14 protein-coding genes are annotated in these 14,752 nt (G+C 60.5%); 13 read left to right on the forward strand and 1 reads right to left on the reverse strand.

The features are described from left to right. The first annotated feature begins 158 nt into the window (after positions 1-158). From AB5Y90_RS15710 to AB5Y90_RS15730, 5 genes are all read left to right on the forward strand, one after another. Complete coding sequence (locus tag AB5Y90_RS15710; protein WP_162838752.1) at positions 159-329, forward strand: hypothetical protein; 171 nt, start codon at positions 159-161, stop codon at positions 327-329. Between the two features lie 518 nt (positions 330-847). Beyond that, a complete protein-coding gene (locus AB5Y90_RS15715; protein ID WP_368167201.1) occupies positions 848-2,164 on the forward strand; it encodes a 2-hydroxycarboxylate transporter family protein in 1,317 nt (438 codons plus the stop codon). A 23-nt stretch (positions 2,165-2,187) separates the two neighbouring features. Next, positions 2,188-3,738 carry an NAD-dependent malic enzyme gene (locus AB5Y90_RS15720; protein WP_368167203.1) on the forward strand — a complete coding sequence of 517 codons (1,551 nt, stop codon included), beginning with the start codon at positions 2,188-2,190 and terminating at the stop codon, positions 3,736-3,738. A 17-nt stretch (positions 3,739-3,755) separates the two neighbouring features. Then, on the forward strand, positions 3,756-5,324 hold the full coding sequence (locus AB5Y90_RS15725; protein ID WP_069526286.1) for a sensor histidine kinase: 1,569 nt from the start codon (positions 3,756-3,758) through the stop codon (positions 5,322-5,324). A 3-nt stretch (positions 5,325-5,327) separates the two neighbouring features. After that, the gene (locus AB5Y90_RS15730; RefSeq protein ID WP_005338420.1) at positions 5,328-6,023 is read left to right on the forward strand and encodes a response regulator; all 696 of its coding nucleotides are present in this window, start codon (positions 5,328-5,330) and stop codon (positions 6,021-6,023) included. A gap of 76 nt (positions 6,024-6,099) precedes the next feature. Here AB5Y90_RS15730 and AB5Y90_RS15735 read toward each other — a convergent pair whose 3' ends face one another. Beyond that, positions 6,100-6,999: a DMT family transporter gene (locus tag AB5Y90_RS15735; protein WP_100654282.1), complete on the reverse strand. Its 900-nt coding sequence runs from the start codon at positions 6,997-6,999 to the stop codon at positions 6,100-6,102. A gap of 233 nt (positions 7,000-7,232) precedes the next feature. Here AB5Y90_RS15735 and AB5Y90_RS15740 point away from each other — a divergent pair, with 233 nt between their 5' ends. From AB5Y90_RS15740 to AB5Y90_RS15775, 8 genes are all read left to right on the forward strand, one after another. Further along, positions 7,233-8,036, forward strand: a complete 804-nt coding sequence (locus tag AB5Y90_RS15740; protein ID WP_100654281.1) for an AraC family transcriptional regulator — start codon at positions 7,233-7,235, stop codon at positions 8,034-8,036. Positions 8,037-8,184: 148 nt separating this feature from the next. Continuing rightward, entirely contained in the window at positions 8,185-9,465 is a 1,281-nt protein-coding gene (locus AB5Y90_RS15745) for a GGDEF domain-containing protein (RefSeq protein ID WP_368167205.1), read from the forward strand. A gap of 65 nt (positions 9,466-9,530) precedes the next feature. Then, positions 9,531-9,941: a VOC family protein gene (locus tag AB5Y90_RS15750; RefSeq protein WP_168176948.1), complete on the forward strand. Its 411-nt coding sequence runs from the start codon at positions 9,531-9,533 to the stop codon at positions 9,939-9,941. Between the two features lie 101 nt (positions 9,942-10,042). Beyond that, positions 10,043-10,732 (forward strand): phosphate regulon transcriptional regulator PhoB, encoded by a 690-nt coding sequence (gene phoB, locus AB5Y90_RS15755; protein WP_005338414.1) that lies wholly within the window; start codon positions 10,043-10,045, stop codon positions 10,730-10,732. 8 nt (positions 10,733-10,740) lie between these two features. Beyond that, on the forward strand, positions 10,741-12,036 hold the full coding sequence (gene phoR, locus AB5Y90_RS15760) for a phosphate regulon sensor histidine kinase PhoR (RefSeq protein ID WP_005338413.1): 1,296 nt from the start codon (positions 10,741-10,743) through the stop codon (positions 12,034-12,036). Between the two features lie 178 nt (positions 12,037-12,214). Then, complete coding sequence (locus AB5Y90_RS15765) at positions 12,215-13,189, forward strand: PstS family phosphate ABC transporter substrate-binding protein (RefSeq protein ID WP_005338411.1); 975 nt, start codon at positions 12,215-12,217, stop codon at positions 13,187-13,189. Positions 13,190-13,370: 181 nt separating this feature from the next. After that, positions 13,371-14,177 carry a M48 family metallopeptidase gene (locus AB5Y90_RS15770; RefSeq protein ID WP_100654279.1) on the forward strand — a complete coding sequence of 269 codons (807 nt, stop codon included), beginning with the start codon at positions 13,371-13,373 and terminating at the stop codon, positions 14,175-14,177. After that, on the forward strand, positions 14,165-14,671 hold the full coding sequence (locus AB5Y90_RS15775) for a GNAT family N-acetyltransferase (protein ID WP_100654278.1): 507 nt from the start codon (positions 14,165-14,167) through the stop codon (positions 14,669-14,671). The genes AB5Y90_RS15770 and AB5Y90_RS15775 overlap by 13 nt, the downstream gene beginning before the upstream one ends. Positions 14,672-14,752 lie beyond the last annotated feature (81 nt).

Consider the following 14,752-nt stretch of genomic DNA (forward strand, 5'->3'; position numbering starts at 1 on the left):
GGGGCTGATCCACTCGAGGCTCTCTTGCCGATTCGGATATTGCGCCGTGAATGGAGGATATCCGGCGATTATTTTCATGAAATTTTCAGCTTCAGTGAGCAGCTCTTTTTTTATCCGCTAATATTGATGGGGTTATAAAACAAGGGGGGAAACGGGTTGTGGATGGATATGACAGTGGATGTGTGTATCTGGCAATTGAAGCGCTGTTGAGTGATGGAGAATATGGTGCAGAGTCACACCATGGCGTGAATCGGGAAGGCGCAATCAGAAGTACCGATATCAGTCATGATTTTGACCCCGCCAATATTCCATTGCTGTTGGCAGAATAGACCTGACCGTGTGTGATCCTTGTGAGTTCAAGCCAGTGCTCTGGTATTCGCTGGCTTGACTCATCACTATTTCAATCTCCCCTTTTTGCATCTTTCTCCTCACCCTTTTTCATCGTGCGTGCTTCCTGCACTCTGACTTAAACCCTGATGTGACATGCCGTGGCACTCGCGTCGTGGCGATGACGTTGCCCGCTGATTATCACTCACAGGATCTGTGGCGATTAATGGTCGCAGAGCTTGTCATCTGGCTCTGTTATTTCCCCGAAGGGGGAGAGATCATCGCATCGTTATTACTGCTGATCATCCCAATATCCGCCATTGGGTTCGCTCGTTTTATCGCCCTATTTCCTGGTCGAGCAGGGCATCGATGGTCTGGTGTTCTATTGTGCAGCGCACGTTGGCGGCACCATGATGTTTAAGTTTTTAATGTTTTTATATGGCTTTGCAATCTGGCTAACCGACAGAGGCGAGGGGGATCAATAAAGTAGCGGTCACAATCACACGCAGAGTACATAACAATGAAAAACCTCTTACCCCTACAAACCACACACGAAAAGGCCGCCTTTATGGGCGGCCAACAAATTGCCGGTATGCCGCTCTTTATATTTCTAGGGCTGGCGACCTGCGTTCTCTTTTCCGGCTGGAACGGCTCGCTGCCGCTGGGCATGGTCGGTGCGCTGGCGCTGATGTTCGTGCTAGGCACCCTGCTGACCGAGCTGGGGGAGCGGATCATGCCGATCCGTGAATATCTGGGGGGTGGTACCATCCTCGCCATCTTTGGCGGCGCCGCTCTGTTTGAATACCAGCTGCTGCCGGTGCAGGCGGGGCAGGTCATCACCAACTTCATGAAGGAGGGGGGCTTTCTCAACTTCTTTATCGCCAGTCTGGTGACTGGCTCCGTGTTTGGCATGAGCGGCGCTTTGCTGAAAAATGCCGCCATGCGCTATCTGCCGGTCATTCTTGGCGGCGTAGCGCTGGCATTGCTGAGCGTGGGGCTGGTCGGCTCCCTGATGGGGTATGGCTTCAAGAATGCGGTGTTGCTGATCGGCCTGCCGATCATGGGCGGCGGCATGGGGGCTGGCGCGGTGCCTCTGGTGGAGATCCTCTCCGGCCCGATGCAGATGTCCAGTGCGGATCTCTTGTCGCGCATGGTACCGGCGGTGGTGATCGCCAATACCCTGGCCATTCTGGTGGGCTCCCTGCTGGCGCGGCTCGGTCGCCGTTACCCCTCCCTGACTGGCAACGGCAAGCTGATGGTTAAAGAGAGTAGCCGGAGCATTGCCGATGAGCAGGCCGAAGCGCCGACCCTGCAGAGTCTGGGCATGGGTCTTTTTATCAGTTCCAGCATGTTTGTGCTGGGCTCCCTGCTTGGCAACTTTATCCCCATGCACCCCTTCGCCCTGATGATTTTGGCGGTCGCCTTTATCAAGGTGAGTGGCCTGCTGCCGCGCCGTTATGAGCAGGCGGCGGCCGACTGGTATCAGTTTGTGGTGAGCAACCTCACTCCCTCCCTGCTGGTGGGGATCGGTGTCGCCTACACCAGTATTCCGGAGCTGATCAGCGCCTTCTCCATCAGCTACTTCGTGCTGGTCATGGTCACCGTGATCGGTGGCGCCCTCGGTGCGGCGCTGGTCGGCAAGCTGATCGGCTTCTATCCCATCGAGGCGGCCATCACCGGCGGACTCTGCATGGCCAACATGGGGGGCACCGGCGATGTGGCTGTGCTCTCGGCGGCCCAGCGGATGAAGCTGATGCCTTTTGCCCAGATCTCCTCTCGCCTTGGCGGCGCCGTGATGCTGATCTTGGCCACCGCCCTTATCTCCCTGCTCGCCTGATACCGGATTGAGGAACAAACAAGATGAACGACATCATGATGGGCACCAGCCTGCCCTATGCCGAGCGCAAGCGTCAGGGGGTGCGGGGGCGTATGCCGCATAAGGAGGAGTCCCTCTCCCAGCAGCGGCGCCGGATCTACCGATTGGTCAGTGCCATGCAGAGTCCGTTTGACCAGCATCTTCTGCTGCGCCAGCTGCAGGAGGACAACCCCGTACTCTTCTACGATCTGGTGCGCCACCACCTGCCGGAGCTGCTGCCGATCATCTACACCCCGGTGGTGGGAGAGGCGTGCCAGCGCCACAGTGACCTCTATCTGCGCAGCCACGGCCTCTACCTCTCCTGGCATGACAGGGACGATCTTGACGACATCCTCGAGTCGGTGGAGCAGGAGGTGGACGTGATCGTCATCTCCGATGGCGAGCGGGTGCTGGGGCTCGGCGATCTCGGTATCGGCGGCATGGGGATCTGTATCGGCAAGCTGGCGCTCTACTCCGCCGCGGGTGGCATTAACCCGGCGCGTACCCTGCCGCTCTGCGTCGATGTGGGCACCAACAACCCCGAGCTACTGGAGGATGACTCCTACCTCGGCTGGCAATCCCCGCGTATCGACGGCGAGAGCTACTACCACTTTATGGACAAGGTGGTGGCCGCCATTCGCAAGCGCTGGCCGCAGGTGGTGCTGCAGTTTGAGGATTTTGCCGGCAAGCACGCCGCCAACTTGCTGACCCGTTATCGGGACGAGCTCTGCATGTTCAACGACGATATTCAGGGCACGGCGGCGGTCGCTTCTGCCTGCGTGCTGGCCGGGTTGCAACAGGCGGGGACCGCCCTGTGCGATGCCCCGGTGCTGATCGTCGGGGCGGGCTCTGCCGGTTGCGGCATCGCCGCCATGCTGGCCCAGCTGGCGGGGAGTCACAACGGCGTCTGGCTGTTTGATCAGGACGGAGTGGTCTGCAGCGATCGTCCCAACCTGACTCGCGCACAACAGCCATTTGCCCGTGCCGTGGAGGAGGGGCGCAGTTCGCTGCTGGAGACCATCCGTCAAGTTCGCCCGGTGGTGCTGATCGGGGTGAGCGGTCAGGGCGGCCTCTTTACTGGCGAGGTGTTGCAGGCGATGGGGGAGGTGTGCGATCAGCCGGTGATCCTGCCGCTCTCCAACCCGACCCGCAGCGCCGAGGCCACCCCCGAGCAGGTGTGGGCCGCCACAGATGGCCGCGCCCTGCTGGCTACCGGTAGCCCTTTTGCGCCGGTGACGGTGGCCGGTGAGCGGCGGGTGGTCTCCCAGTGCAACAACGTCTATGTCTTCCCGGGGATTGGTCTCGGAGCCTGCGCCGTCAAGGCGCGCCGTATCAGCGATGGCATGTTGCTGGCCGCGGTACGGGCGGTCGGTGCCTATCCGCTGTTGGCGGGTCGGCTGCTGCCTCCCATCGAACAGGTGGGGGAGGTGGCTCGCGCCGTCGCCAGAGCGGTAGCGCTCTGCGCCCGTGAGGAGGGTTTGGCCGATTTTGCCGGTGATCCGGCACCTTTGATTGACCAGACCTGGTGGCATCCGCACTATTGGGCAGCGTCCTGACGTTTTAAGGTATGTGCATGAAACTTCGCCACCAGTTGGTCACCCTCTCTCTTGGGCTCTCCCTGCTGCTGATCCTCATTCTGGGCAGTCTGCTGGCCCTCTTTATCCGCCATCTGCTGGAGAGCAATCTGCAGGATAAGGGGAGCGATCTGGCACGGGTCATGGCGGCGGATACCCGGGTGGTCGAAGCTCTGCGTCAGGGCAGTGATCCTACCCTGCGCGACTACGTTGAGGCCGTCTGCAACCGCACCGACGCCACCTATATGGTGGTGACCGACGAGCATGGTCGCCGCCTCAGCCACCCCAACCCCGAGCTGGTGGGGCAGAAGTTCCGCGGCGAGGATATTTGGCCCGCACTGCAGGAGCGGCGCAGCTACTGCTCCAAGGATCGGGGCACCATGGGGCCGGCGATCCGCTGCTTCTCCCCGGTGGTTGGCGGGGATGGGCGCGTCATGGGGGCCGTGGTGGTTGGCTACCTGATGCAGCAGGTGGAGGGCATCTATATGGAGCGGGTGGCCCTGCTCATCTGCGCCATTGTGGCGGTGCTGGGGTGCGGCCTGCTGTTGGCACTCTGGGTGCAATACCTGCTGCGCAAGACCCTGCTCGATCTGGAGCCGGAGGCGATCGTGCGCCGCTTCACCCTGCAGGATCTGGTGCTGGAGCACATCACCGAAGGGGTGATCGCCCTCGATGGCCGCGGCAATATCAACATGATCAACAGCACCGCCAGCTATCAGCTGCGGCTGCCGGTCACCGGGCGCCATGCCCTGCAGGGGCAGTCGCTGGCGGAGCTGGTGCCGCCCCTTGCCCCCTGTCTGGAGCAGGAGGGGGGCGAGGTGAGCTTTACCATTCAGGGGGAGTCCTTTGTCGGTCGCTGGCAGGCGGTGCAGGGCAAGGCACCGGGGCGGCTGCTGATCTTCAGCCGTCCGGAGGTGGCTGCCAGTCTGGGGGTGCAGGTGACCCACCTGCGCCAGTATGCCGAGATGCTGCGGATGCAGAGCCACGAGTTTGCCAACAAGCTGAGCAGCCTCTCCGGCCTGTTGCAGCTGGGCCATGTGGATCAGGCGGTGGAGCTGATCCAGCAGGAGAACGAAGCGTGCCAGACCATGCTGCAGGAGCTGCTGCGGCTGATCGACAACAAGCCGGTGGCGGGGCTTATTCTCGGCAAGTTCAGCCGGGCTCGCGAGCTGGGGGTGACCCTGGAACTCGATCCCGACTCGGCGCTGGCGGAGTATCCGGCTTCGGTTTCGGCCGATCTCATCACCCTCATTGGCAACCTGCTGGACAACGGCCTGCAGGCGGCTTGGCGCAACCGCCAGCAGCGGCCGCCGCGGGTGCTGCTCTCTCTGTGCGATGTGGGGCGGCGACTGGTGATCGAGGTGGAGGATAGCGGCGAGGGGGTCGACGAGGAGCTGGCCGATCATCTGTTCGATTACGGGGTGAGTCGCCAGAGCGGCGATCACGGGGTGGGTCTGTTCCTGGTCAAGGAGACCGTGGGTCGGCACGAGGGTGTGATAGAATGGCGGCGAACCGCCGAGCAGACCACCCTGTTTGGTATCTACTTGAATAAAAACCAATTAATGTGAGCCATGGACCCAATAATCACGCTTGTTATTGAAGATGACGATCGGATCGGTGCCATCTTGTCAGAACTGGTGGCGGCGACACCCGGTTTCTCCCTGCTGGGGCGGGCCGGCACCCTGGCCCAGGCCGATGCCATGATGGCCGGTGTGGTGCCCCAACTGCTGCTGGTGGATGTCTCCCTGCCCGATGGCTCCGGCCTTGAGTGGGTGAGCCGCCTGCGCAGTCACAACCGCGAAGCCTATGTCATCATGGTGACTGCCTCGCGGGATGTGGAGACCATCCAGCAGGCCCTCAACCTGGGGGTTCATGACTACGTCATCAAACCATTGCGGCTGTTTCGCATTCAGCAGAGCCTGGACGAGATCCTGCAACTGCATAGCCGTCTGTGCGAGCGAGGTCGGCTGGAGCAGGAAGATCTCGACAAGTTGCTGGGCAAGGGGGGGCGCTCCCAGATCAAGGAGATGCGCGTCACTCCCAAGGGGATCGACAGCATCACCCTGCGTCAGGTGCTGGATCTGCTGGCGGGTGAGCCGGAGAACGTCTTCTCCACCGACACGGTGGCGCTGCGACTCTCCCTCAGCCGCACCACGGCGCGCCGCTATCTGGAATATCTGGAGTCGGAAGACCGGGTGGATGTGGATCTCAACTATGGTCAGCGGGGGCGGCCGGAGCGGCGCTACCGCTGGCGCCGGGCCGGTTGAGATGCGCACTGGCGTGCATTGCAGAAACAACAAGGGAGCCATGGGCTCCCTTGTTGTTTCCGGACGATGTTGGTTCTCAGGCGGCTTCCCGTTCAGCTACCGGCGCGCGCCCCTTCAGCTGGGAGGCCATCACCCCGCCAAGGATCAGCCCGCCACCCAGCAGGTGATAGCCGTGGATCGGCTCGCCCAGCCCGACGACGGCGATAAGCGCCGTACAGAGTGGCATCAGGTTCATAAAGACCGATGTGCGTTCGGCGCCCATGCAGGCGAGGCCGCGCATCCAGCAGTAGGCCGCCAGCAGGGAGGAGGCGAGCCCGGCGAAGAGCACCAGTCCCCACCCTTCGGCCGGCACCGCCATCGAGTCGGCACTGAGAGCGAGCGGCACCAGCAGTAGCACTGCCAGCAGGATCTGCATATAGAGGTTGAGCCAGGGGCCAAACGGCAGTTGCCAGCGGCGGATCAAGAGGCCGTAAAGGGCGTAGCTGGCGGAGCCCAGCAACATCATGCCATCCCCCGGGTTGATGCCGTTGTGGAGCAGGGCCAGTGGTTCGCCCTTGCCAAGCAGCCAGAGCACCCCGAACAGGGAGATACTCATGCCGAGCAGTGCCTGTTTGCCGGGACGCTGGCCGAAGAAGAGCGCCCCTTGCAGCAGGGTGAGCAGTGGAATGAGGGAGCCGATCACCCCCATATTGGTAGCCGAGGTGCTGTGGGCGGCGTAATAGGCGAGGCATTGGTAGAGCACCATACCGAGCGCCGCCAGCACCAGCAGCTTGCCGAGCCAGGGGCGAACCTCACTGCGTCGCCGCCAGAGGGTTGGCAGACAGAAGGGGGTCAGCGCCAGGGCGGCAATCACCCAGCGATAGAAGGAGATAGCCGCGGGGTCGAGTACGCTGGCGGCCGCCTTGGAAACCACGGTATTGGTAGCCCAGATCAGCACCGCCATCAGCGGAAAGAGAAGAGGGGAAAAGATTCGCATCAGAGGCTCCTTATTAACAGGGGGCCAAGTCTACCCTTGTCTTTATATTATCAAGTAGCGTAAAACAGACAGCTGACCCAGCAGAAAAGACAACTCTTTCTGATGCACCTTATTCCGGCCCACACGGGCAGCGTCTGCCCGCAACTGATGGCTGCTTTTGGCCTGTGCCGGAGACCGAGCCAACAGGGCGTTGCATCACGCCTGTTCCTCTTTTTCGCTGACAAGGGACGCTGATGGCCACTCACCAGTTTCAGCCGGTAGATGTCGTTCTGCCCGCTCCCAATCCGCTCTATTTCAGTTACCAACAGATGCTGGCCGACAGCGCGACCGTGCTGCACTCCCACCCCTGGGGCCAGCTCAACATGATCAGCCTGGGTATCATGGAGATAGAGCTGGGGGAGCAGCGACTGGTGGCCCCTGCCGACTATCTTATCTGGGTACCGGCGGATCTCGACCACACCTCCTACAACGAGCAGACCCTCGACTACACCTCCATCTACGTCAGCCACGAGTTGGCGGCCAAGCTGCCGCCAGAGCCCAGATTGCTGCTGCTCACCCCGCTGATCCGCGCCCTGCTGAGCGACTTTTGCGAACGGCGGGTAAGCCATATGGTGGATGAGTGGGATCAGCGTCAGGCCGAGTTGCTGGTGGTGCGACTGGCGTGCACCCGTTGTCAGGAGAGCTACCTGCCGATGAGTCAGGACAAGCTGCTGGCTCCCATGCTGGCGGCGTTACACAGCGATCCTGCCGATCCCCGTACTCTGGCTCAGTGGGCCGGACAACTGCACACCACCGAGCGCACCCTGGCGCGGCGCTGCCTGCGGGAGCTGGGGATGAGCTTCGGTCAGTGGCGGGCGCGGCTGCGATTGCTCAAGGCACTGGCCTGGCTCAAGGGCGACATGCCCATTCAGGAGATCAGCTGGCGGCTCGGTTACGGCTCCACCTCGGCCTTTATCGCCATGTTCAACCGGGAGCTGGGCTGCTCCCCCCAGCGTTATCGCCAGCAGTCGGCAATGCGGGTTGGCACTGCGCTTTAAAAACGTGACAGAGAGCGGTGAACTCATTGATAAGTGGCATGTTTTTTGTGATTCACGGGGTTATCATAGTGGCTTGTTATCGCGTGCTATCCGGTGCCACCGCCTGTTCCAGTTGTACGGGTATTCCTATTGACGCGATGGGGTCAGCATGATCGCTTCCAGTTCCCGTTTTGCCGAGTTGCTGTTCTGGTATTTGCTGGCGCTGACTGGCTGCTCCATCCTGCTGTTCGAGTTTGGCCCCGAGCGGGTGCTTGATATCAAGGAGTGGCCGCTCTCGGTAAGCGTGTTGAAGGCGGTGGATGCTGCACCGGAAGCGGTGAGTTACCGTCCCTCGGCCGATGGTAATCCCGGCGTAGAGTGTGTACTGACTGCGAGCCCCGAGAGTTATCCCAGCTGTGGTCTGGTTCTCACCCTGACCGCGCGCGAAAAGGGTATCAATCTTGCCCGATTTAACACTCTCCATATCCGCTTGAGCGTGACGGGGGGCGAGGAGCAGGATTGGCGTTTCTACTTGCGCAACTACAATCAGCTTGTCGACAAGATGGATGACCCGTTGCAGTCCAAATTCAACGAAATCATCTTTCGCCCTGCCGATTACGGCAAGGACCACGAGGTGCCTCTCGACGTGTTTACCCCGGGAACCTGGTGGATCAAGCGCTACAAGGTGCCGTTACAGTTGCAGGGGCCTGATCTGAGCCGGGTCTACGCCATCGAGATTGCTGCGGGGTCATATATGTCGCCGGGTGAGTATGGCGTGGTGATCGAGGAGCTGCAGTTTCATGGCAACTGGCTTGAGCCTACCCTTTTCTACCGGTTGATCCTGTTTGTCTGGTTTATCTATGGCTGTGCAGTCTTTCTGGTTAACCACCTCGCCATGAAGCAGCGTTTGTTGCATGCCCATCAGGCCAAGCTTGAGGTGGAGGTGCTGAACCGTACCCTGAGCGAAGAGAATCGCCGCACCCGTGAGGAGGCCTGTTATGATCCACTGACCGGTGCTTTCAACCGGCTTGGTGGTGAGCGACTGCTGGCCGATATCGCTGATCTGTCGTTTTCCTTCATCTATATCGACGTTGACCACTTCAAACAGATCAACGACATCCACGGTCACCCGGTGGGTGATGAGGTGCTCAAGCATCTGGTCAGCGAGATCCTGCGCCATTGTGATGCGCTCTGCCATCTGGTGCGCTGGGGCGGTGAGGAGTTCGTGCTGGTCTGCCTTCACTACGATGAGCTGCGGGCCTGTGCGCTGGCCGAGCGGTTGCGCGCTACCCTGGAGGCTGATATCCATTGGCCGTCCGGATTGCGGGTGACCGCCTCGTTCGGGGTGGCTGAGCGTGCGGGTGAGTCGCCAGAGCAGGTGCTCAAACGTGCCGACGAGGCGCTCTATCAGGCCAAGACGCAGGGTCGCAACCGGGTTGCGAGCCACTGACTGCGATGCGTCGAGATGCCGTGTGCTTTATTCCAATATCGCTTTCAACAAATGAGCAAGCAGTTATGACACAACACATAGGGGCGCTGACCCTGCTGGTGGCTGATTACGATCAGGCCATTCGCTTTTTTACCGAGGGACTTGGCTTTGCGCTCCTGGAGGACACCCGGCTTGATGAACCGGGCAAACCGGGCAAGCGCTGGGTGCGGGTTGCCCCCAAAGGCGCCCCCGGTTCCGCGTTGCTGCTGGCTCAAGCGGCCAATGCGCAGCAGCAGGCCGCCATCGGCCAGCAGGGCGGTGGCCGGGTATTTCTGTTCCTCGAGACCACTGATTTCTGGGGGGATTACCAGCGCATGCAGGCGTACGGTGTTCATTTTTGTGAACAGCCTCGTGACGAGCCTTATGGCGCTGTGGTGGTGTTTGAGGATATCAGCGGCAACCGGTGGGACTTGTTGCAACGTACTGCTGCCAACTGAATCTGAAAACGTTTATCATCCCGCCTGTCATAAAGTCATAAAAGTGTCACAGAAAATTCTAATAATTGGCGCACCCATCTTCACAGAGGAGAGAGAAGGGAATGGCTAAGCGAATTCTGGTGGTCGAGGACGAAGCACCGATCCGCGAAATGCTCTGCTTCGTGTTGGAGCAGAAGGGATATGAGACGATTGAAGCGGAAGATTACGCCGATGGACTGGCGAAGGTGCGCGAACCCTACCCCGAACTCATCGTGCTCGACTGGATGATGCCGGGCGGCAGTGGCATCCAGTTTATCAAGCAGCTCAAGCAGGATGAGGTGACGCGCCAGATCCCGGTGGTGATGCTCACCGCTCGCGGTGAAGAGGAGGACAAGGTGCGTGGTCTGGAGGCCGGAGCCGACGACTACATCACCAAGCCGTTCTCGCCCAAGGAGCTGACCGCTCGCCTCCATGCGGTGATGCGCCGCGTGTCGCCCACCTCGGTGGATGAGGTGATCGAGGTGCAGGGGCTGAAACTCGATCCTGTCTCCCACCGGGTCAGTGCCGAAGAGAAGGCGCTCGACATGGGGCCGACCGAATTCAAGTTGCTTCACTTCTTTATGACTCACCCCGAGCGGGTCTACAGCCGTGAACAGCTGCTCAATAATGTCTGGGGTACCAATGTGTACGTCGAGGACAGAACCGTGGATGTGCATATTCGTCGCCTGCGCAAGGCGATTGAAGAGACAGGGCACGACAGATTGATCCAGACGGTGCGTGGAGCCGGATACCGCTTCTCAACCCGTCTCTAGAGGCAGTTATGTTGCAACCTTACGCCTGGCGGCGACAGTTGTGGCGAATGGCGTTTTTCTACGCCCCCTTCGCATTGGTTGGCTGGTTGATTGATCATCTTGCCCTCTGCCTGCTGGTGGCGGCCGTGTTGCATCTGGGCTGGCACTATCGCTTCCAGAAGCGGCTCTCTGACTGGTTGTGGCACGACCGCAGCCTGGTGCCCCCCAGCGGCAATGGCAGCTGGGAGTACATCTTCAACGGTATCTACAAGCTGCAGCAGCGTCACCGCGCCCGTCGCCGCGAGCTGGCGGGGCTGATCCGCCGCTTCCGGGAGGGGGCCGAGGCGCTGCCCGATGCCGCCGTGGTGTTTCGCACCGATGGCAGCATCCTCTGGTGCAACCGGCTGGCGGAGCAACTGCTCGGTTTCCGCTGGCCGGAGGATGCCGGCCAGCATATCGGCAACCTCATTCGCAATCCTGCCTTTAACGCCTATCTGGGCAAGGGGGCGTATGACGAGCCCCTCGAGATGCACTCCCCGGTCAATGAGGAGAAGTTTCTTGAGTTTCGTATCATGCCCTACGCCTCCGATCAGGCGATGCTGGTGGTGCGGGATGTCACCCGCTTGCGCAGTCTCGAGAAGACCCGCAAGCACTTTGTCTCCAACGTCTCTCACGAACTGCGCACTCCGCTGACCGTGCTCAAGGGTTATCTGGAGATGACCGAGGAACCGCCCCCGCCCGCCATGTGGGCCAAGGCGCATCGGGTGATGATGGAGCAGACCATCCGGATGGATAATCTGGTCAATCAGCTGCTCACCCTCTCCCGTATCGAGGCGGCTCCGACCGTGGATCTCTCCCATCTGGTGGACATGCCTGCCATGCTGGGGCTGCTGGAGCAGGAGGCGCGAGCGCTCTCGGGCGAACGGGCCCACCAGCTCGAATTTGTGGTGCAGCCCAATCTGTTGGTGCGCGGGGATCAGGAGCAGCTGCGCAGTGCCGTCTCCAACCTGGTCTACAACGCCATTCACTACACCCCGGCGGGGCGAAAAATTACCGTGGAGTGGCGCAAGCAGGGGGCGATGGCGCTGTTTGCCGTGAGCGATGAAGGGGAGGGGATTGCCCCCGAGCATCTGGCGCGGCTGACCGAGCGGTTCTATCGGGTCGACAAGGCACGCTCGCGCCATACCGGCGGCTCAGGCTTGGGCCTTGCCATCGTCAAGCATGCCCTCAGTCATCATGACTGCCAGCTCGATATCGAGAGCCGGGTCGGCCTTGGCAGCCGCTTCAGCTTTCTCATCCCGAGCCGTATGGTGGTGATTAAATAGTCTTTTATGGCAATGAGTTAGCTGCAAAAAGAGGGCCTTTGAACGGGCCCTCTTTTCATTTGTTCAAATCTGTCGTCATGTCATTAAAGTGTCACATTAAATCCATAAATTTGTCACTGCCAGGTCAGATACTGGCGCCGTCTTAAGAACGGACCTTCTGTAACTTTGGAGAGATTGGATGAAACTCAACAAACTGGCTGGTGTAATCGGATTCACCGCAGCAACCCTGTTTTCTGTCAGCGCCCTGGCTGCCGGTGTGGATAAAGACCTGCCGGATTACACACCGACCAGCGGCATTTCGGGCAACCTGTCCTCTGTCGGCTCGGACACCCTGGCCAACATGATGACCCTGTGGGCCGAAGAATTTAAGCGCTTGTACCCCAACGTCAACGTGCAGATCCAGGCCGCCGGTTCTTCTACCGCCCCGACTGCCCTGACCGAAGGTGTTGCCCAGTTCGGTCCGATGAGCCGTGCCATGAAGGCTGGTGAAGAGGAAGCATTCGAGAAGCGTTACGGCTACAAGCCGACTGCCATCCGCGTTGCAGTCGATGCCCTGGCGGTGTTCGTCAACAAGGACAACCCCATCAAGGGGCTGACCATGCCGCAGATCGACGCCATCTTCTCCAGCACCCTCAAGTGCGGCGAAGCCAAGGCTGCCACCAAGTGGTCTGATCTGGGTCTGGATGGCAACTGGTCCAGCAAGGATCTGCAACTGTTCGGTCGCAACTCCGTATCCGGTACCTACGGTTACTTCAAGGAGCACGCCCTGTGTAACGGCGACTTCAAGAGCGGCGTGAACGAGCAGCCGGGTTCTGCTTCCGTGGTGCAGTCTGTCTCTGCCTCCCTGAACGGTATCGGCTACTCCGGTATCGGTTATGTCACCTCCGGCGTGCGTGCGGTACCGCTCTCCAAAGATGGCAAGACCTTCATCGAAGCGACCTCCGATAACGCCATCACCGGCAAGTATCCGCTGTCACGCTTCCTGTACGTTTACGTGAACAAGCATCCGAACAAGCCGCTCTCCCCGATGGAGCAAGAGTTCGTCAAGATGATGCTCTCCAAAGCAGGCCAGAACATCGTTGCCAAAGATGGCTACGTGCCGGTGCCGGCCAAGGTGGTACAGGCTGACCTGAAAAAGCTGGGTATCATGTAACTGCCTGCAGTCAGCATGCCCTGATAAAACGAGCCCCAAGCGGGCTCGTTTTGTTTTTGGCGGCTGTCAGTTTTGTTAATAGCGCAGGATGGATATTTTTCCGCCAGCCGGGGGCTGGCTCCCTTGCGTAGCCGGGCGGCATTTCCGAGAATAGGGCAACGTTATGGCAAAGGATCCCTTCATGATTGCGTCCCTCACCAAGTTTGGCATGGTAGCCCTCTGTAGTTCCCTGCTGGTCGCCTGCGCCCAGTCGCCGACCGGCCGCAGCCAGATGCTGCTCTACTCTCCCCAGCAGATGAACCAGCTGGGCGCCGACTCCTTCGAGCAGATGAAGAAGCAGGAGAAGGTGAGCAAGGATGCCAAACTCAACGCCTATGTCTCCTGTGTCGCCAAGGCGGTGACCGCCCAGGTGCCGGCCAGCTATGGCATCACCAACTGGGAAGTGGTGGTGTTTGACTCCAAACAGGTCAACGCCTTCGCCCTGCCCGGCGGCAAGATCGGGGTCTACAGCGGCCTGCTCAAGGTGGCCAAGAATCAGGATCAGCTGGCGACCGTCATCGGCCACGAGCTGACTCACGTGCTGGCCCAGCACTCCAACGAACGACTCTCGCGCAGCCAGTTGGCGGGGATCGGTCTGGCGGCTGCGGACATTGCCATGGGCACCAGCGAGTATCGCGGCGCCACCATGGCCGCCCTTGGCCTCGGGGTCGAGGTGGGGGTGATGCTGCCCTACGGCCGCACTCAGGAGAGCGAAGCGGATCGGCTCGGACTTGAGCTGATGGCGCGTGCCGGGTTCAATCCGGCCGAGGCGATCCCCCTGTGGCAAAACATGAGTGCCGCCGCCGGTGGCAACTCCCCGCCGCAACTGCTCTCCACCCACCCGAGCAACGAGAACCGGATCGCCGAGTTGCAGGCGCAACAGGCGCAAGTGTTGCCGCTCTATGAGCAGGCCCGCGCCAACGGTCTGGTGCCCCAATGCAAGGCATAAGCCTGCGCATGGCGCGCAGCGACGATGCCGCCGCCATGACGGTGATGCAGCGAGCCAGCTGGCTCGCTGCCTATGGCCAGGTGCTCGGTGCTGACCTGCTGGAGCAGCTGGACGTCACCGCCCATCTGCAGATTTGGCAGAGCCGTCTGGCCGAGCCGGGCCCAAGGCCCATGCTGCTTTGTCTCGATGAGGTGGTGATTGGCCTGCTCTACTGGCAACCACAACAGGAAGCGGGGCAGAGCCATGCCCTGATCCGCGCTTTTTACCTCCATCCCGACCATTGGCGACAAGGTTATGGCAAACGGCTGTGGCAGGCGGTGGCGATGCAGATGCGCCGCGCCGGTTGTCATAGCGTCAGATTGTGGCTGCTCGATGGCAACCACATCGGCGAGGGGTTCTACCTGCGCCGCGGCTTCGTCTTTGATGGTGAAGAGCGAACCCTGATAAGCCTCGGGCAGCCCTGCCTGCAGCGACAAATGAGCCGTTTGCTCTGATCACTCTCCCGTTTTTCGCCCCCGGTCACTTTATTTTTTTTGCGAATTAATACAATGTCCCCCATGAAACAGAGTTGGATA

It is taken from the genome of Aeromonas sp. R4-1, from assembly GCF_040908325.1.
GTDB classification, from domain to species: domain Bacteria; phylum Pseudomonadota; class Gammaproteobacteria; order Enterobacterales; family Aeromonadaceae; genus Aeromonas; species Aeromonas veronii.